19 protein-coding genes are annotated in these 17,174 nt (G+C 45.3%); 3 read left to right on the forward strand and 16 right to left on the reverse strand.

Annotated features, from left to right (window positions below):
- The first annotated feature begins 283 nt into the window (after positions 1-283).
- Both ACCC71_RS07420 and ACCC71_RS07425 read left to right on the forward strand, forming a co-directional pair.
- The gene (locus tag ACCC71_RS07420) at positions 284-1,030 is read left to right on the forward strand and encodes a tRNA lysidine(34) synthetase (RefSeq protein WP_434311781.1); all 747 of its coding nucleotides are present in this window, start codon (positions 284-286) and stop codon (positions 1,028-1,030) included.
- Positions 1,027-2,106 (forward strand): tyrosine-type recombinase/integrase, encoded by a 1,080-nt coding sequence (locus ACCC71_RS07425; RefSeq protein ID WP_434308995.1) that lies wholly within the window; start codon positions 1,027-1,029, stop codon positions 2,104-2,106. The genes ACCC71_RS07420 and ACCC71_RS07425 overlap by 4 nt, the downstream gene beginning before the upstream one ends.
- A gap of 14 nt (positions 2,107-2,120) precedes the next feature.
- Here ACCC71_RS07425 and ACCC71_RS07430 read toward each other — a convergent pair whose 3' ends face one another.
- The 5 genes from ACCC71_RS07430 to ACCC71_RS07450 form a co-directional block, all read right to left on the reverse strand.
- Positions 2,121-2,909: an ABC transporter permease subunit gene (locus tag ACCC71_RS07430; RefSeq protein WP_434308996.1), complete on the reverse strand. Its 789-nt coding sequence runs from the start codon at positions 2,907-2,909 to the stop codon at positions 2,121-2,123.
- Positions 2,906-3,787 (reverse strand): ABC transporter ATP-binding protein, encoded by an 882-nt coding sequence (locus tag ACCC71_RS07435; RefSeq protein WP_434308997.1) that lies wholly within the window; start codon positions 3,785-3,787, stop codon positions 2,906-2,908. The genes ACCC71_RS07430 and ACCC71_RS07435 overlap by 4 nt, the downstream gene beginning before the upstream one ends.
- Before the next feature lie 6 nt (positions 3,788-3,793).
- Positions 3,794-4,405 (reverse strand): TetR/AcrR family transcriptional regulator, encoded by a 612-nt coding sequence (locus ACCC71_RS07440; RefSeq protein ID WP_434308998.1) that lies wholly within the window; start codon positions 4,403-4,405, stop codon positions 3,794-3,796.
- Positions 4,406-4,555: 150 nt separating this feature from the next.
- Positions 4,556-5,428, reverse strand: a complete 873-nt coding sequence (locus ACCC71_RS07445; protein ID WP_434308999.1) for an effector binding domain-containing protein — start codon at positions 5,426-5,428, stop codon at positions 4,556-4,558.
- A 224-nt stretch (positions 5,429-5,652) separates the two neighbouring features.
- Positions 5,653-5,955, reverse strand: coding sequence for a LysM peptidoglycan-binding domain-containing protein (locus ACCC71_RS07450; RefSeq protein ID WP_434309000.1), 303 nt, complete (start codon positions 5,953-5,955; stop codon positions 5,653-5,655).
- 277 nt (positions 5,956-6,232) lie between these two features.
- Between ACCC71_RS07450 and lexA the strand changes: the two genes are divergently transcribed.
- The gene (gene lexA, locus ACCC71_RS07455; RefSeq protein WP_434309001.1) at positions 6,233-6,853 is read left to right on the forward strand and encodes a transcriptional repressor LexA; all 621 of its coding nucleotides are present in this window, start codon (positions 6,233-6,235) and stop codon (positions 6,851-6,853) included.
- Positions 6,854-6,978: 125 nt separating this feature from the next.
- On the opposite strand, the gene yqeK is transcribed toward lexA, so the two are convergent.
- The 11 genes from yqeK to ACCC71_RS07510 form a co-directional block, all read right to left on the reverse strand.
- A complete protein-coding gene (yqeK, locus tag ACCC71_RS07460) occupies positions 6,979-7,845 on the reverse strand; it encodes a bis(5'-nucleosyl)-tetraphosphatase (symmetrical) YqeK (RefSeq protein WP_434309002.1) in 867 nt (288 codons plus the stop codon).
- Complete coding sequence (gene nadD / locus ACCC71_RS07465; protein WP_434309003.1) at positions 7,838-8,482, reverse strand: nicotinate-nucleotide adenylyltransferase; 645 nt, start codon at positions 8,480-8,482, stop codon at positions 7,838-7,840. Before nadD ends, yqeK begins: the two co-directional genes overlap by 8 nt.
- A gap of 11 nt (positions 8,483-8,493) precedes the next feature.
- Positions 8,494-8,781 (reverse strand): ribosome assembly RNA-binding protein YhbY, encoded by a 288-nt coding sequence (gene yhbY / locus ACCC71_RS07470; protein WP_434309004.1) that lies wholly within the window; start codon positions 8,779-8,781, stop codon positions 8,494-8,496.
- 11 nt (positions 8,782-8,792) lie between these two features.
- On the reverse strand, positions 8,793-10,079 hold the full coding sequence (gene obgE, locus ACCC71_RS07475; protein ID WP_434309005.1) for a GTPase ObgE: 1,287 nt from the start codon (positions 10,077-10,079) through the stop codon (positions 8,793-8,795).
- Between the two features lie 146 nt (positions 10,080-10,225).
- Positions 10,226-10,495 (reverse strand): 50S ribosomal protein L27, encoded by a 270-nt coding sequence (gene rpmA, locus ACCC71_RS07480; RefSeq protein ID WP_434309006.1) that lies wholly within the window; start codon positions 10,493-10,495, stop codon positions 10,226-10,228.
- A gap of 42 nt (positions 10,496-10,537) precedes the next feature.
- A complete protein-coding gene (gene rplU / locus ACCC71_RS07485; protein WP_434309007.1) occupies positions 10,538-10,846 on the reverse strand; it encodes a 50S ribosomal protein L21 in 309 nt (102 codons plus the stop codon).
- A 148-nt stretch (positions 10,847-10,994) separates the two neighbouring features.
- Entirely contained in the window at positions 10,995-11,657 is a 663-nt protein-coding gene (locus ACCC71_RS07490; protein WP_434309008.1) for a CatA-like O-acetyltransferase, read from the reverse strand.
- A 26-nt stretch (positions 11,658-11,683) separates the two neighbouring features.
- Positions 11,684-12,826: a ribonuclease E/G gene (locus ACCC71_RS07495; RefSeq protein WP_434309009.1), complete on the reverse strand. Its 1,143-nt coding sequence runs from the start codon at positions 12,824-12,826 to the stop codon at positions 11,684-11,686.
- Entirely contained in the window at positions 12,823-13,524 is a 702-nt protein-coding gene (locus ACCC71_RS07500; RefSeq protein WP_434309010.1) for a TIGR03936 family radical SAM-associated protein, read from the reverse strand. Before ACCC71_RS07500 ends, ACCC71_RS07495 begins: the two co-directional genes overlap by 4 nt.
- Positions 13,514-15,343: a TIGR03960 family B12-binding radical SAM protein gene (locus tag ACCC71_RS07505; RefSeq protein ID WP_434311825.1), complete on the reverse strand. Its 1,830-nt coding sequence runs from the start codon at positions 15,341-15,343 to the stop codon at positions 13,514-13,516. Before ACCC71_RS07505 ends, ACCC71_RS07500 begins: the two co-directional genes overlap by 11 nt.
- A 189-nt stretch (positions 15,344-15,532) precedes the next feature.
- Positions 15,533-16,927: an MATE family efflux transporter gene (locus ACCC71_RS07510; RefSeq protein WP_434309011.1), complete on the reverse strand. Its 1,395-nt coding sequence runs from the start codon at positions 16,925-16,927 to the stop codon at positions 15,533-15,535.
- Between the last annotated feature and the right edge of the window lie 247 nt (positions 16,928-17,174).

Genomic DNA, 17,174 nt, shown 5'->3' on the forward strand with positions numbered 1-17,174 from the left:
CAAAGCAAAAAGATTGTCTGAGAAATGGCTGCGTGGATCAAAGACCGGAAACGAAAACTCAAGAAATATGTATTTATGGAATGCGGTAAAAAAGAGGAAAATCATTGACAAAATACTTTTTGGGGGTTATAATACCCATAACTATTCGTTAAACTTTTCTTTTGCGAATAGTTATGGGTCGATAGAAGCGGTACTCTCTTTTTGGACAATATCCGTATTTGCCTTCCATTACCCCTATAAGCACTTGGAATTTATGCATGCTTTGGAAAGGAACTCTACTCTTATGAAAATGCAGCGCCTTTTAAATGTCACTCGCCGGGCGGTGGATGAATTTCATATGATCGAATCTGGCGATAAAATCGCTGTCGGAATTTCCGGCGGTAAAGACAGCCTGACCTTGTTATATGCCTTACATGGCTTGCAGCGATTTTATCCCTTGCCGTTTACTTTAGAGGCTGTCACGGTGGATCTGGGATTTCCTGATATGGACAAAAATATCCTTCCCATAGAGGCCCTTTGCAAGGACTTAGGGATAAATTATACCATCGTGCATTCAGAAATCGCCTCTATCGTCTTTGAGGCGCGCCAGGAAGAAAACCCTTGCAGTCTCTGTGCAAAGCTTCGGAAAGGCGCTTTTAACCGCGCCGCCGTAGATTTAGGCTGTAATAAGGTTGCTTATGGACATCATAAGGACGATATGGTGGAAACCATGTTAATGTCTTTGATCTATGAAGGCCGTTTTCACTGTTTTTCACCGGTCACTTATTTGGACCGCATGAAATTGACAGTCATCCGGCCGTTGATGTATGTGGACGAGGCGGATATTGTTGGGTTTAAAAACCGATTTCAATTGCCTGTTTTTAAAAATCCCTGTCCAGCGGATGGAAATACCCGCCGGGAATATACCAAACAGATTGTCAAACAATTAACGAAAGAAAACCCAGGCTGTAAGGAACGGATGTTTACCGCCGTATTAAACGGCGAGCTTTCCGGCTGGCCGAAACGTCATGAAGGGAGGCGGGAATATTGAGCAGCGGGCAACGATCTTATCATGAACAGGTAGATATTTTGAATACGTTAAAGCTTCGGGAACTGACAGCTACTCTCCCATCTTTTGTACGGCTGTTTTTTCGAGGGATTGAACCTACGACATCTTCTCGAACAAGAATTGCGTATGCTTATGATCTCCATGTCTTTTTTGAATTTTTAATCCAAAATCTCCCAGCTTTTCAGGGGAAAACTGTTACGGAAATTTCGGTGGAAATGCTGGATGAAGTCAAATCGTTGGATCTGGAAGACTATATGGAGTATCTGAAATTTTATCATTGTACCGATAATCGGAACATGGAACGAGTCAACCAGGAACGTGGAATCACCAGAAAAATGGCTTCTCTCAAGACCTTTTACAATTACTTTTTCAAAAAGGAAATGATTCAGACGAATCCGGCGGCCCTGGTCACGCTTCCGAAAATCCACGAAAAGGAAATTATACGCTTGGACATTGATGAGGTGGCGATTCTTTTAGACCAGGTGGAGTCCGGGGAAAATCTGACCAAGCAGCAGAAAGCCTTCCACGAAAAGACAAAGATTCGGGATTTGGCCATGATGACGCTTTTTCTTGGAACCGGTATCCGTGTGTCGGAATGTATTGGATTAAATATCGACGATCTGGATTTTAAAAATGCAGGAATCCATATCCACCGAAAAGGCGGAAAGGAAGTCATCATTTATTTCAGCGACGAGGTAGAGGAAGCCTTGCGGCTTTACTATGAGGAACGAAAAAAAATCATTCCGGCAACGGGACACGAGGATGCATTTTTCCTCTCTATACAGAAGAAAAGAATGAGCGTTCGCAGCGTAGAAAACCTTGTCAAAAAGTATGCTCGGACAGTTACGACACTGAAAAATATTACTCCTCATAAACTGCGGAGTACCTATGGCACCAATTTGTACCGGGAAACCGGCGATATTTATCTGGTGGCGGATGTTTTGGGCCATTCGGATGTGAATACCACAAAGAAGCACTATGCTGCCATGGAGGACGAACGTCGGCGCCAGGCCAGAAACGTGGTAAAATTGAGAGAAAATCCAGAAGCAGAATCTTAGCTGTGTTCTTCCGCTCATCCATGGATATCTTTTCTGGTATATTTTAAGTAAGCGGCCGCAATGCCGATAGCACAAAATATCATTCCGATCGCAAGCATTGCGCCGTTCAAAGAACCATTTTCCATAATATCCGCACTATCACAATAACCGAAAGGCGTTATATATTTCAGAAACTTTGCTGTCTCCGCTATATTTGCAATCAGATTGAGAAAATACATCATTGCGGCAATTCCAAGGCCAACGCCGATACTGCTTTTCCTCATAAATGCGGAAAGGCCAAAGCAAATACCTGCCAGTTCTATTTGAAGGAAATAAAACGCCGCATGGAGAAGATGGATTTCTTTCCATGGAACCGTTTCGCCGATCAGCCATATCGAAGAGACCGAAACGGCATAGATCAGCAGGTTCATAACGGTAATTTGTATCCATACAGCGATCAGCTTTTCCGTAATGATATGACTGCGTTTTACCGGATGTGTCAGAAGAAATTCTGCTGTTTTGTCTCCTTCTTCCTTACAAAGTGCGTTGATTGCGCAGAGGGAAGCGAAAAACGCGCCGCCCAAGCCGAGAATATTCCCGCACTCAACCGCATAAAAGCCGATCAGCGTGCCAAAATTCAAACGATCCATACCAAAGGCTTCGGTAAAAAATCCCATGGAAGCAAACAGATCGCTGACACTGTCCATCTGTCCTTTCATTTCAGGGAACAGAAACACACAGATTGCCATAAATAGTCCGATGGCTGCCGTCCAGATCGTAAAAGAGAGTTTTCCCTGTTTCCATTCATGTTTCACCAAGGTCATTTGCCGCCACTCTCCTTTTCATAGTAGTGCATAAAGATTTCCTCCAGATCCGGCTCGGACACAGACAGATCGAAAACCTGACCATCCGCCAATGTCTGCATCAGCCTGTTCATCTCTCCGCTGTAGAGAAAACTGACCGTATCGCCCATATCTTTTCTGTCACGAATCCCCTCAAGGGAGGTCAGGTCTACTCTGCCGCAAACATGGATACGCTTCGCATTGGTTTTTGAAAGCGCCGCCACGCTGTCGCAGGCGATTACACTGCCGTCGCGTATGATTGCTGCACGCGTACAATTATGCTGAACCTCTGACAGCACATGACTGGAAAGAAAGACGGTTGCTCCTTCTTGATTTCTTTCCTGCAAAATAGTAAAGAATTCTCTTTGCATCAGCGGATCCAATCCGCCGGTGGGTTCATCGAGAACCAGCAGTTCCGGACGATGCTGCAATGCGCAGACAATCGCCACCTTTTTACGATTACCGAAAGATAGTTCATCTGCTTTTCGTGAAGGGTCCAATTGCAAACGTTCGCAGAGCGTTTCCGCTTCTTTGGCGCAGTCTACTTTGCGCAAATCGGCGGAAAATTTTAAAATTTCTTTTACGCGCATACCAGAATAAAATATCGCCTCCGATGGCAAGTACCCAGTCTTTTTCAATATTGCTTCCTTGTCTTTTTTGATATCCATTCCCGCGATCTGCGCGCTGCCGCTGGTAGGCGAAATCAATCCCAGCAGTATACGGATTGTAGTGGATTTACCAGCGCCGTTGGGCCCGATAAATCCGAAGAACTCTCCTTCCTTGACCTGAAGATCAAGGTCGATAATTCCTCTGGCTTTTCCGTAGTACTTCGTCAGCTTTTCGGTTTTTATCCCATCCATATATGCTTACTCCTTCCGAAGATAAACGCTTTTCCAGAAATCCATGAGTTTTGTAAAGTCTTTTTCCATTTTATCAAAATCCAGATCTCTTCGCTGCGCCATTTCCCAAAGATATCCTTCACTCGCCCAGTACATTTCGCGGTACATCATGGGAATATCCAGACCAGGAATAAACTGTTCCGGATTCATACTCATACGCGCCTTATCTGCCTTTAAGTTGAAATAATGATGGTAGCTTTTCTGAATAGCTGCGCTGATGTCTCCGTCAGTTTCATAGAACGCCTTGATGGTAAATTTGCTCATGTCTGGATACAGGCGAATAATCTCCATTTTTGCCCGCATTCCCCGTTCCATACTTTCAAAAAATCCCTTTTGATCGTAACATCCATACTTTGTAAGAAGCTCGATCGTCGTCTTCGCACAGTTATCCCAAAGAAAAAGATAGAATTCTTTTTTATTGTGAAAGTAATGAAAAAGCAGAGATTTACTGATACCGGCAGCATCTGCGATTTCACTCATCGGACTGTTTTTATATGAGTTCTGAGAAAAAACACGGTAACCGGCATTGATGATAGCCTGTTGTTTTTCTTTCGGCAGAGAAAAGAATTTATCGTTCATTTCAACCCCTCCGTTGACCGTTAGGTCAATTATAATTCGATTGACCGATTTTGAGAAGGCTCTTTTTGAAAACATGGAAAAATATTAGTACGTTCTACAATGAAAAAGGACCTGATAACAAATCATCAAGCCCTTTTCATGAATCCTTCCTTATTTCTTTTTCTCTACTGCAACCCAGATTTCACAGGTATAATCCGGATTTTGCACATCGGGGGACGGATATGCCTCAAACTCCAGCCCGATCGGCTGATACTCGCTTGTGGGGAAAAACTCCGTGCAGATATACTGACAGGTTTTCTGAAATGCTTCCGGCATCTTTCCGACGCATTGAAACACAACATAGGTGTGTGCGGGAATGGACACGACGGACAGATCATGGTCAGTAATTTTGTTTCCGCCGTATGACGCTCCGATGCCATAGGGGAACTCGCTGTCGTCGCCCTCATATTCAAAACTGACGCCGACAATATTTTTTCCGAATATCTTATCGTCCGCATAGCGGATGATTTTGTCAATCGTGCCGTCCTTGCTGCACTCCGCCCAAAAACCAGTAATTTCGACAGTGGTAAGCTCCGTGTTTTTCGGGAAGCGTTTCTTTTTTACGATCAAATCAAACGCTTCTTTGGTTTCCATTCTGTAATCCATAATCGTTCCTCCGCTTAATGCTAATTTTACGGAAAGGCGTGAAAAAGATTTTACAGCAGCTCCATTTTTAACCTGTATGGGAGAAGAACCGTGGAATCTCGTGAATGCGCGGGAAAAGCTTTCCGGGGTATCATATCCGTATTTCAATGCAATGTCTATAACCTTTGCATTGCTTTCTGCAAGTTCTCTGCCGGCAAGAGACAGCCTGCGAATCCGAATATAATCGCCCAAAGTAAAACCGCATATCACATGAAAGATCCGTTGAAAGTGAAAGCTTGAGGAATATGCGCGTTTGGCAATCTCCTCATATACGATTTCGTCTGTCAGATGATCTTCTACATAATCAATTGCCTTTTGAATGCCTGTAATCCAATCCATCGTTTCATCCTTTCCTGTGAATCTATTATATCAAGTCCAAACCGTATTTCCTGATTCTTTGTGCGAAGAGATGTTAGGAAAAGCCAAAAGGGTTGCTTTGCGAAATTCTTTGCAGGAAAATCCCAGGAACATTTCTTATTGCCCTCCGAATCTTACTGAATAAAAAAGGAAGCACAAAAAAATCTCATGCTCCCTTCATTTCATACAGTGTTCTCTCACCTCTGTTATTTTCCGGCCTCATCCCAATAATATATCGTTAAAGGGCTTCCTGCTTTTAGGCTGCGCTCATTTACAATATGGTTGATGGCTTTGATTTCTTGGATATAGCTGCGAATGTCTTCCTGATCTCCGCAGTGCGCTTGTGCGATACTCCAAAGGCTATCTCCAGACTTTAACTTTATAACGGAATAATATTTGACTTGCTCCGGGGAATTTGCTTCCACAACTTTTCCCTGGACAAAAACGCCGCCTAGTAAAATGAAAAATAATAGGAGCACAAAAATGATAATCTTGATTCCTTTTCTCATAGGTCCTCTCCTTGAACGAATGTTCAGAACGCTTGTTTGAAGTTGGTTTTAGTATAACGCACGTTCGTTCTTTTGTCAAGAAAAATACCGAACAATTTTTCGGAACATTCGTTTGCATTTTTTTGAGAGTTGTGGTATACTTGAAAAAAGAATTAGAATCTCTGCTTGGAGCCGCTGGATTTCATTTACAGTGGTGTCCCTACCAGGCGTCATATCCGTTTCATCACGAAGGAAAAACAGAAAAATATACTACTAATTTGAGTGGGAGGATTGTAACATGGCTTATGGAAAAATATCAGCAAAGCAGGAAGAAGTCTTAAATTTTATCAAAAGAGAGACTTTAAAGAAGGGTTATCCGCCTGCTGTCCGCGAGATCTGCGAAGCGGTCCATTTAAAATCGACGTCTTCCGTCCATGCACATTTAGCGACGTTGGAGAAAAATGGTTATATTCGGCGTGACCCTACGAAACCAAGGGCAATTGAGATCATAGACGATGAATTTAGTTTGGCCCGGCGAGAGATGATTCAGATTCCGATTGTCGGACAGGTGGCAGCCGGCGAACCTATCTTTGCCGAGCAGAATATTCAGGACTATTTTGCTATGCCGGCAGATATGGTGCCGGAAGGAAATCTGTTTATGTTAAACGTAAAGGGAGAAAGCATGGTAAATATGGGAATCCTTGACGGGGATTCTGTTATTTGCCGTCAACAGGAGACCGCTCATAACGGCGAGGTAGTAGCTGTTCTGGTGGATGATTCCGCAACCATTAAGCGCTTTTATCGGGAAAGCGGTCATTTTCGTTTACAGCCGGAAAATGACTATATGGACCCAATTATTGTTCAGGATTGTCGTATTTTGGGGAAGGTAGTATCTCTGGTTCGAATGAGGATTCATTGAGCGAATGTCTTACTCCCTTTGGTTAAAAGGAATTTCTAACGGAGTTGCCTTTTAAATAGAAAGCCGCCAGATCACAGCGATTGCTGCATTCTGACGGCTTTTTTGATCGTTTTATCCAGTGACAGTCATTTCGGCCACTCTTCTACATTCTCGATGATGGTACCATCTCTCCAAATTCGTTCCAGATCATAAAATCTTCGATCTTCCTTGGAAAATACATTTACGACAATATCGCCATAATCCAATAAAACCCAATTGGCAGCCCGGAAGCCTTCTACAGACTTGCAGGGATAACCAGCTCTGCCCATTTTCTCTTGTACGTTTTCCACAAGAGCCTGCACGTGACTGGAATTTTCTCCGTTGGTGATCAAAAAGTAGTCTGCAATCGTAGAAACCTTGGTGATGTCGATCACCGTAATCTCCGCCGCCTTTTTTTCATCTAAAGCCTCGTAGGCAATGGCTGTCATTTTCTTGGAATCGTCCATTCGGTGCTCCTTTCTTTTCAAGTAATACTGATAGGTTGCTTGGGAACGTTCATCAATCGGAATCTGCTTTTGATTTAAATAGGCAAAGGTGTCTTCCAGGATCAGCAGGACTGTTTGATCGAGATCTTGATAAGCCAGCTTTCGCAGCTCCAAAAGGCGTGGCGCCCGGTCTCTTCCTGGTTCAATATAGTCAGCAACAAAAATGATTTTTTCCAGAAGACTCATGGCTGGTTTCCCTGTGGTATGAAAACGGATAGCCGATAAGATTTCTGAATCAGTGATGCCATATTCCGTCTCTGCTAACCAGGCGCCGGCCGCAGCATGGCCCAAGGCATCTCCTGCTTCTTTTCCACAGTCATGAAGTAAACCGGCCAATCTGGCCTGAATGGGAGAAGCACCATAAACTTTTGCCAGACAAACCGCTGTATCGGCCACTCCCAGCGTATGCTGATAACGCTCCGGCTTTAAAACATGCTGCAATTTTTGACAGATTTCCTGTTCATTCACCGGCTTCTACTCCTTCTTCTAAATACAGATGATGTTCTTGAATATAGGAAAGGACCGCTGCCGGAACTGGAATCATTTCAGGCATACCGGATTCCAAAAGATGTCTGATCTCACTGGATGAAATGTCCAGACTTTCAAAATTCAACGGTAAAATCCGTGCTCCATAAGCATTTTCCAGGCGTTTGATATCGCGCGCCAACTCTTCATCCGAAACTTGAGCATTTCGATTTGCTGCCAAAATGGTTGCATTTTGAAAAATGATCTCCGGTGCGTACCAAGTATCCATATGGTGAATCGAGTCGGCTCCCACGATAAAATAAAATTCTGTGTCCGGCTGTTCCTTGGCAAGCTCCGCCAGTGTGTCGGCGGTATACGTCTCGCCTGGACGGGTGATTTCCCGATCGGAAAACACAAAGTTCTTTTCCGGGGCAATCGCCAGGCGTACCATCGCCGCTCGATCCTCAGTCGCGGTCACGGCATGGCCTTTTCTAGTCTTAAAATAGGAATTTCCGGTTGGCATAAACACGATTTGTTCCAACCCAAACAGCCGCAGTGCTTCTTGGCCCAGTTTCAGATGGGCATTGTGAATCGGGTCAAAGGTTCCACCCAAAATTCCCACTTTCCGCTTTGTTCCCATATTTTCCTCCTTTATGGAAGGAGAATTTTCTTTTTGGTTTTTGATTCCCGGTATAAGATGATTTTTCGTCCGATCACCTGAACGACCTGGGAATGGGTACGCTCTGCCAGCACAGACGCCACTTCCCTCCCATCATCGGCGCAATTTTTCAGCAGATTCAGCTTAACCAGTTCTCTCGCTTCCAAAACTTCGTCCACTGCCGCGGTGACTTCTGGCGTCAAGCTGGATTTACCGATCTGCAAAACAGGATCCAACGGGGAAGCCAACTTCATCAGATAACTTCTCTGTTTACTCGTCATAGTTTTATCCTCTATTCATAATAATCAAATTCCAAACCGTACATACGGACCGTGTCGCCCTCCTCAATGCCGGCAGATTTCAATCTGGCCAACACGCCCCTGTCTTTCAAAAATTTCTGGAAGAAAGCAAAGCCTTTCTCCGATTCCAGATTCGTATAGCCAAGCATTTTATCGATCAGAGGACCTTCCACAACAAAAGCCCCGTCGTCCGCACGGCTGACGTCGAATGGAAGCTGCTCTTTCCGCTCGCCTGGCGTAAATTCCTTTTCGAAAATAACGGGTTTGGAATCCAATGTTTTCAGTTTCTCATTCACATAGTATAAAAGTGGTTTTAATCCTTCTCCGCTGACCGCGGAAATCGGAAATACGCGAATCCCTTTTGGTTCAAATTCCTGTTTCAATCGTTCCACCGGGCTTTCTTCGCCATCTTCCAAAAAAATCGCGTCCGTTTTATTTGCTGCGATTACCTGGGGAAGGTCCGCTAATTCTGGTTTATAGGAAGCCAGTTCCTGATTGATCGTACGGATATCTTCCAGTGGATCGCGGCCCTCGGTACTGGCAACGTCAACCAGATGGATCAGCAGTTTTGTCCGTTCTAGGTGGCGTAAGAAAGAATGGCCTAGACCAACCCCCTCGGAAGCTCCTTCGATTAATCCGGGGATATCCGCCATTACAAACCCTTCTCCGCCCCCAAGATCAACCACGCCAAGATTCGGATGCAGAGTGGTAAAATGATAATTGGCAATCTTCGGCGTCGCATTGGTAACACGGGAAAGCAAGGTGGATTTTCCTACATTGGGGAAGCCGAGCAAGCCTACATCCGCGATCACTTTTAACTCTAAAATTACAAAAAATTCCTGTCCAGGCTGTCCAGGCTGCGCATACTTTGGCGCCTGCATGGTAGCGGTGGCATAGTGCATATTGCCTTGACCGCCGCGCCCTCCTTTTAAAATCACTTCTCGTTGATTCTCCCCGGACATATCTGCGATGACTTTCCCGCTTTCCGCGTCTTTGATCACCGTTCCTTCCGGTACTTTGACGATACAATCGGCCCCATCCTTGCCGTGGCAGCGGCGTTTTCCGCCTTCCTCTCCGGGCTGGGCCACATATTTGCGGACATGACGGAAATCATTGAGTGTATTCAGTCCCTTGTCCACTTCAAAGATAACGTCGCCGCCGCGGCCGCCATCGCCGCCGTCCGGGCCGCCATCCGGAACGTAAAGTTCCCGGCGGAAGCTGACATGACCATCTCCACCCTTACCGGACTTGATAAAAATTTTCGCACTGTCTGCAAACATAAATATTCCTTTCTGATTCCATAATAGCCGCTTATAACGCAAAAACTGCCATCCGGAAGCGGCGGGAAGAATCCTTAGGAATCCTCCGCCGCCAGGCTTCTCAGGATGACAGCATATGTGCGTTCTGTGCGACAGTCCGCTTGAACTTATTCAGCGGCAGTCTCTTTGGGATATACAGAAACCTGTTTCTTGTCTCTGCCCTTTCTCTCAAATCTTACGACACCGTCCACCAGTGCGAACAGAGTGTCGTCGCCGCCACGGCCTACGTTTACGCCGGGATGAATCTTCGTTCCACGCTGTCTGTAAAGAATGTTGCCGGCCAGCACAAACTGTCCGTCGGCTCTCTTCGCTCCTAACCGTTTCGCCTCGGAATCTCTTCCGTTCTTGGTAGAGCCTACACCTTTTTTATGAGCCATGAATTACACCTCCTTGTACTCATCGGAAAACTCACAAGATGATTATTTTGCAATCGCGTCAATTTTCAGTTCCGTATAAGCCTGTCTGTGACCATTTTTCTTATGGTAGCCAGTTTTTCTCTTATACTTGTAGACGATAACCTTCTTGCCGCGGCCCTGTTTCTGAACCGTAGCGGTTACTTTCGCGCCGGCTACCGTAGGGTTGCCGATGGTCAGCTCGCCATCATTTACAGCCAGAACACGGTCGAACTCATAGGTCTGTCCAGCTTCGACATCCAGTTTTTCTACACGGATGACATCGCCTTCGGAAACTTTGTACTGTTTTCCGCCTGTTGCAATAATTGCGTACATAAGAAGCACCTCCTGTCTCGATACTCGCCAATTCCGGTGTCCGCCACAGCGGATCTTGTCAACCTCATTGTGCGGCAATGTATGCCTAAACATACCCATTTATAGTAGCACAAAAAGGATTATGCGTCAAGGTTTAATTCCAACGTTTCTATTTCTCTTGTGAAAAGCAACTTGCCTTTGATTCACAGGTTTGAAAATAATTTTGTAATGCTTCTACAAACTGTCCAACATGCAATCCGTCCACAAAGGAATGATGCGCCTGTACGGAAATCGGAATCATTATTTTTCCATCTTTTTCATAATACTTACCCCAATCAAACAGTGGCGTTGCATTCTCTTTCTTGCCTGAATTCGTATGGGAAATATGCGTGTATGTGACCCATGGCATAGGAGAACATTGAAACACATCATTTCCCAATGGTCCTGTAAAATATTCTTTTTGTTCTGTTGCTGTTTTTAATGCCAATTCGCAATATTCTCTCAAATCATCAATCATAGGAACCTGAACAACCTTAAACAATTCCGTATCCTGATTCAGATAGGTAAATGCGGTATCCACCTGGTCAAATAATACAATCTGTCCATTTAGAAATCGATAGCGAAAGGCTTCCACTTGATTGGCGCATTTACAAATGGCATGTACCATAGCCAAAGTAAAGGAAAGTCCTTGCTCTTTCACCATACGTTTAAAACGCGTAATGTCTGCTTCAAAAGTTACACAAAACGCCGGTTCGACACTGTTTCTAAAAACCATGCAGTGCATAGCTCTTTTCCAGGTTTTTTCATCGATTATCCGATATGAATTCGCCATTTGCGATTCCTCCAAACTTATGGATTTTACTGTTCATAGATGGGCTTACAGACCTTTTTCCGTGTGATTTCCACCAGATGCAGCTTCGTCATTTCTACCAAGACCGCTTTAATCGGGTCTTTTCGAAGCAGTTCTCCCAACTCCTGCATCAAAAGATTGCGATGGTCTTCCGACTCCATATCAATAAAATCCACAATAATAATTCCAGATAGATTCCGAAGCCGCAGCTGAAAAGCAATTTCTTTTGCCGCCTCCCGGTTAATCTTAAAAAAGGTTTCCTCGCGATTTTTATGACCGTCATATTTACCGGTATTTACATCAATGACCGTCAGGGCTTCCGTAGGTTCGATTACCAGGTATCCGCCGGATTTTAGCCATACCCGTTTTTGCAGCGCCCGTTCCCATACGGTTTCCAAACTATAAAGTTTTGGCAAAGCCAACAAAGGGTCCTCGTAAAAACGAAGTTTTCCCGCATCCTCCGACTGCTGTGCGGCCAGATAAGTCTCCGCCTCCTGAAACAGATCTCTTTGATCCGTCACAATCTCGGTCAATTCCTTGGATGGAAGGTCCTGAATCTGCTTGAGATATTCCGGTATTCCTCCATAGAGCTTAGAAAAACAGGTACGGTATGCCGCTTTTTCTCGGATGTCATGCCAAAGAGCAAGCAGCTCTCTGATTTCCCGAAGAATTTCCGTATCCTCTGCGTCTTCGCTGTTGGTTCTAAGAATAAAACCTGCCTGTCCCTCGCAATGGGGAGACGCCAAAGCCTGCAGTTCTTCTCTTCTCTTTTTTTTGAGGATTTTTGACGAGACAGACACCAGCCCGCCATTTTCCGCTAAAACGATGTATTTTCCAGGAAGATTTAGTTCCCTGCTTACCACTGCGTCTTTTGTTTTTACGGCTTCCCGAATTACCTGGACGGGAAATTCATCTCCGGGCTTCAGCATTTTTTGCTTTTGGGAAAGGTTACAATAACAGATCTGTCCTCCTGCAATTTCAATAAAAGCAGCGCTGATATTTTTCGCCAGGTTCTTGACCCGGCCAATATAGATATCTCCCACCAAAGCCTGCGGTTCTCTGCCAGATAAGTTTAAAGAAATAACGGCATTTCCATCCCAGACCGCGCTGACAATACGTTCGGAGAGCCTAGTCAGGATCAATTTGCTCATAAAATCTCCTCTCCAAAGGCTTCCAAAGATAAATAGCGCCCATCTTTCTGGCCATATAAATCCAGACGGTGGATTTGCAGGGCGGATAAAGAAAATTCTTTTCCTAAAAACGCAAAAAATGCTTCCATCACCGCTTCCGGCTTTAGATTTTGAGAGCTTCCTGCGCAAAGCCGGAGAAAAAAGCTTTGATCCTCCTGCCATTCGGCCTGCAAAATCATAGGACGGATATTGTCCGTACCTTCTCTTTTCTTGGTTTTTCGAAAAAGTAAAATCTCCTCCTGATCTAAAAACCGTTTCCACTCTGCGAGATCCGTATCCCGTGAAAGGGCGTTCTCTTTTTTTAGGCATACCAGATAGTCCGCGGCGGCAATGGTTGCCATGGCATTGTTTTTTCCCTCATCGGGAAGTTTTCGAAAGCTTACAATCTCGATCTCTTCTACCATCACTTCATTTAAACGCCGCACCATCTCCGCGGAAGCGCCGCAATTCGACACTTCGATATCCAGATATTCGCCTTCTGAGGTCAGTCCTATTCCCAGAGGAGAGGCAAAGGACATGATTTGATGAGGGCTAAAGCCCTGTGAGTAACCGATATCTACATGAGCCCGCCGCATAGCCTTTTGAAAGTAGCGCATCACGTCCAGATGACCGATGTATCGCAGATGGCCTCTTTTGGCAAATCGGATTCTAATTTTCATGGCAGATTCCCCCTTCAAAGATAGACGCGCCGCAGCCGCTGCAGGCAGCCCGGCAGTTTGGCGTTACCGAGCCTTCCATGGCCTTTTCCCATTCTTTACGAAGAAAACGCTTGGTCACGCCGATATCAATAAAATCCCAAGGGAATTGTTCCTCTGCCTCCCGTTTCCGAATCGTATAAAAATCCGGGTTCACCCCTGTGTTTTGGAATGCCTCGCTCCATTTTCCATGATCAAAGAAATCCGACCAAGCGTCATAAAGACAGCCCAGATGATATGCTTCCAGGATAACGGCTCCTACTCTCCGGTCTCCACGGGCCAGTACGCCCTCCAATACGGTTACATCCGCCTCGTGATACTGAAAATGCATGGATTTGCGGTTGAGTTGTTCCCGGAACGCGTCTTTCACCAGACGGGCACGGCGCAGATATTCTTCCTCGGATTCCATCACCGCCCACTGGAACGGAGTAAAAGGCTTCGGAACAAAAAAGGATGCGCTGGCCGTGATCTGTACCTTCCCGTTTCGCTTTTCTTTTGGAACCTCCTCATAGTACCGTTTGGCAATTTTTTCCGCCAATTCTGCAATCCCCAGCTGATCTTCCTCTGTCTCCGTCGGCAGTCCCAGCATAAAGTAAAGTTTTACCTTATTCCATCCGCCACGGAAGGCCTCCGCCGCTCCTTCTAAAATTTCGTCTTCCGTCAACCCTTTGTTGATGACATCGCGGATCCGCTGGGTTCCGCCCTCAGGCGCAAAGGTCAGGCTGCTCTTTTTTACATCCTGAATTTTACTCATGACGTCTAAGGAAAAGGCGTCGATTCGCAGGGAAGGCAAAGAAATATTCACTTTCCGTCTGCGGCAATCCTCGATTAGTCCATTGATTAAAGGTTCGATATCCGTATAATCGCTGGAGCTGAGAGAACTTAACGAAATCTCTTCATGCCCGCTGCTTTCTAACATTTTTTCTGCCAGATCCAGCAATTTTTCTACGCTTTTTTGCCGTACCGGCCGGTAAATCATGCCTGCCTGACAAAAACGGCATCCACGGATGCAGCCGCGCATGATCTCTAACACCACCCGATCCTGGGTCGCCTTGATATACGGCACAACCGGTTTTTCCGGATAATAGGTTTCATCTAAATCAGAAACAATCACTTTCCGGACTTTTTCCGGCGCATCCGGAACGAGCGGACAAAAAGAAGCGATCGTTCCATCCTCATGGTACGACGGCTGATATAAGGAAGGCACGTAAATCCCTGGAATCGCTGCTGCTTTTTTCAAAAATTCTTTTCGGCTTCCTCCAGCCACTTTATTCTCTTTATATAAATCAATCAGCGGAAAGTAAGAGCTTTCCCCTTCTCCAATATAAAACAGGTCAAAAAAATCCGCCAAAGGTTCCGGATTATAAGCGCAAGGGCCTCCGCCGATGACAATCGGATGATCTTCCCCCCGCTCTGCTGCCAAAAGAGGGATTTGAGCCAGATCTAAAACCTGTAAAATATTGGTATAGCACATCTCATACTGAATCGTAATCCCAAGAAAATCAAACCTTCGCAGCGGATCCTGGGATTCCAAAGCAAAGAGCGGAATATGCTGCTCTCGCATCACCCGATCTAAGTCAAACCAAGGAGAATACACCCGTTCGCACCAGATATCCGGACGGCAGTTCAGCATATGGTATAAAATTTGAATTCCTAGATGAGACATACCGATCTCATATACGTCCGGAAAACACATGGCGAAGCGGACGTCCACCTTAGAAGGGTCTTTCATGACCGCGTTCACCTCACCGCCGATATAGCGGGCTGGCTTCTCCACATTCATTAAAATTTCGTGGCTTAATGCCAACTTTCTTGCTTTTTTTGCAGGATTTTTATCTATATCGCACGATAATCCGGCGTTATTTCTACTTTGTGATTCCACTATAGTTCTCCTCTCGGGGTTGATTGAATCGTCGATCGTCCTGTGAATAGACCGATTTATTATACCACGTTTGCGGTGGGCTTTCAAACATCAATTGCGATTCAGCTGTCGATATGTCAGGACAATCACAACTGCAGAAATAATAAATGTTAAAATATCCGATACCGGCATGGAGTAAAGGACTCCATCCAGCCCATAAAAACACGGCAGAAGGAGCGCAAACCCGACACCGAATACAATCTCTCGGACCATGGAGAGCATGGTGGACGCAGCTGCCTTCCCCATCGCCTGCAGGAAGATAAACGCCGCCTTATTTACACAGGCAAACACCACCATACATAGATAGATGCGGAATGCCCGGATTGCAAAATCGGTATAATAAACACTTTCGTTCGACGCGCCGAAGATGCCAATCAGCCAGGTCGGAAAGAACTCTACAATGATAAACGCTAGGATGCCAACGAACGTTTCCGCTGCCAACAGTTTTGTAAAAAGCTCTTTTACCCTCTTTTTAGCCCCTGCCCCCATATTGTACCCAACAATGGGAATACATCCTGCTGCCATGCCGACGACAATGGATATGACAATCTGGAAGAACTTCATCACAATCCCCACCACGGCCATGGGAATCTGAGCATACTGCGTTTGGCCGAACACAGCGTCCAATGCCCCGTACCGCCGGATCATGTTGTTGATAGCGGCCATTGCCGCCACAAGGGATATCTGTGACAGAAAGCTACAAATACCGAGAACTAACGTCCGGCGTACCGTTTCCCCTTTTAGTTTAAAATCTTCCCTGCGCAATTTTACTGTTTTCGTATGGCACAGGTACCATACGGCCAGAATCGCCGTTACAATCTGGCCAATCACGGTTGCCACTGCTGCTCCCATCATGCCCCAACGGAACACAAAAATAAAGATTGGATCAAGGACAATGTTGGCTGCCGCCCCTGCAAGTGTGGAAATCATTGCAAACTTTGGGCTGCCGTCCGCACGGATCACCGGGTTCATTGCCTGCCCGAACATATAAAACGGAATGCCGAGGGTAATCCAAAAGAAATATTCTTTTGAATGATGAAAAGTCTCTTCATTCACTGTCCCTCCGAACATAGCAATAATCTGGCTGTCCCATATGAGGTAAACGGCGCACAGCACCAGACTGAAAACGATTGTCAGCAGTATAGAATTTCCCATGCTCCTACCTGCATCCTGCGGCTTACTTTTACCAAGACTCAGACTCACAAACGCACAGCAGCCGTCCCCCACCATGACAGCGATGGCAAGAGCGATTACGGTCAGAGGAAAAACCACCGTATTTGCAGCGTTTCCATAAGAGCCGAGATAAGAGGCGTTCGCAATGAAGATCTGGTCAACAATGTTGTAGAGCGCTCCCACAAGGAGCGAAATAATGCAGGGAACCGCATATTTTCCCATCAGCCGTATGACCGGCTCCTCCAATAAAAATGAACTGTTTTTTGTTTCCATTTTTGTCTCCTTTTAAGAATTTTCTATAAAATTAAAACAGCGTATAACCTTGGCTGCTGGATTTACGCCAATGGCTACACGCTGAATTTATATAAACTCATTCTTCATAAAAACGCATGGCAGATCACTGGATTTACGCAGTTTATGCCACACGTTCTTGTTTATTATACACCCGTTGTACGAAAAATTCAAAGGAATTTTTACAAAAATGTATCATTCCGATATCCTGCAAAAGGTCTTGTTATTT

The organism is Hominifimenecus sp. rT4P-3 (assembly GCF_051055405.1).
GTDB lineage: Bacteria > Bacillota > Clostridia > Lachnospirales > Lachnospiraceae > Pseudolachnospira.

What these genes read in the sequence shown, in the direction of transcription:
- ACCC71_RS07420 (WP_434311781.1), top strand. Translation starts at nt 284, where the DNA reads ATGAAAATGCAGCGCCTTTTAAATGTCACTCGCCGGGCGGTGGATGAA.
- ACCC71_RS07430 (WP_434308996.1), bottom strand. Translation starts at nt 2,909, where the DNA reads ATGACCTTGGTGAAACATGAATGGAAACAGGGAAAACTCTCTTTTACG.
- ACCC71_RS07435 (WP_434308997.1), bottom strand. Translation starts at nt 3,787, where the DNA reads ATGGATGGGATAAAAACCGAAAAGCTGACGAAGTACTACGGAAAAGCC.
- ACCC71_RS07440 (WP_434308998.1), bottom strand. Translation starts at nt 4,405, where the DNA reads ATGAACGATAAATTCTTTTCTCTGCCGAAAGAAAAACAACAGGCTATC.
- ACCC71_RS07445 (WP_434308999.1), bottom strand. Translation starts at nt 5,428, where the DNA reads ATGGATTGGATTACAGGCATTCAAAAGGCAATTGATTATGTAGAAGAT.
- ACCC71_RS07450 (WP_434309000.1), bottom strand. Translation starts at nt 5,955, where the DNA reads ATGAGAAAAGGAATCAAGATTATCATTTTTGTGCTCCTATTATTTTTC.
- lexA (WP_434309001.1), top strand. Translation starts at nt 6,233, where the DNA reads ATGGCTTATGGAAAAATATCAGCAAAGCAGGAAGAAGTCTTAAATTTT.
- nadD (WP_434309003.1), bottom strand. Translation starts at nt 8,482, where the DNA reads ATGGGAACAAAGCGGAAAGTGGGAATTTTGGGTGGAACCTTTGACCCG.
- yhbY (WP_434309004.1), bottom strand. Translation starts at nt 8,781, where the DNA reads ATGACGAGTAAACAGAGAAGTTATCTGATGAAGTTGGCTTCCCCGTTG.
- obgE (WP_434309005.1), bottom strand. Translation starts at nt 10,079, where the DNA reads ATGTTTGCAGACAGTGCGAAAATTTTTATCAAGTCCGGTAAGGGTGGA.
- rpmA (WP_434309006.1), bottom strand. Translation starts at nt 10,495, where the DNA reads ATGGCTCATAAAAAAGGTGTAGGCTCTACCAAGAACGGAAGAGATTCC.
- rplU (WP_434309007.1), bottom strand. Translation starts at nt 10,846, where the DNA reads ATGTACGCAATTATTGCAACAGGCGGAAAACAGTACAAAGTTTCCGAA.
- ACCC71_RS07490 (WP_434309008.1), bottom strand. Translation starts at nt 11,657, where the DNA reads ATGGCGAATTCATATCGGATAATCGATGAAAAAACCTGGAAAAGAGCT.
- ACCC71_RS07495 (WP_434309009.1), bottom strand. Translation starts at nt 12,826, where the DNA reads ATGAGCAAATTGATCCTGACTAGGCTCTCCGAACGTATTGTCAGCGCG.
- ACCC71_RS07500 (WP_434309010.1), bottom strand. Translation starts at nt 13,524, where the DNA reads ATGAAAATTAGAATCCGATTTGCCAAAAGAGGCCATCTGCGATACATC.
- ACCC71_RS07505 (WP_434311825.1), bottom strand. Translation starts at nt 15,343, where the DNA reads ATGAATGTGGAGAAGCCAGCCCGCTATATCGGCGGTGAGGTGAACGCG.
- ACCC71_RS07510 (WP_434309011.1), bottom strand. Translation starts at nt 16,927, where the DNA reads ATGGAAACAAAAAACAGTTCATTTTTATTGGAGGAGCCGGTCATACGG.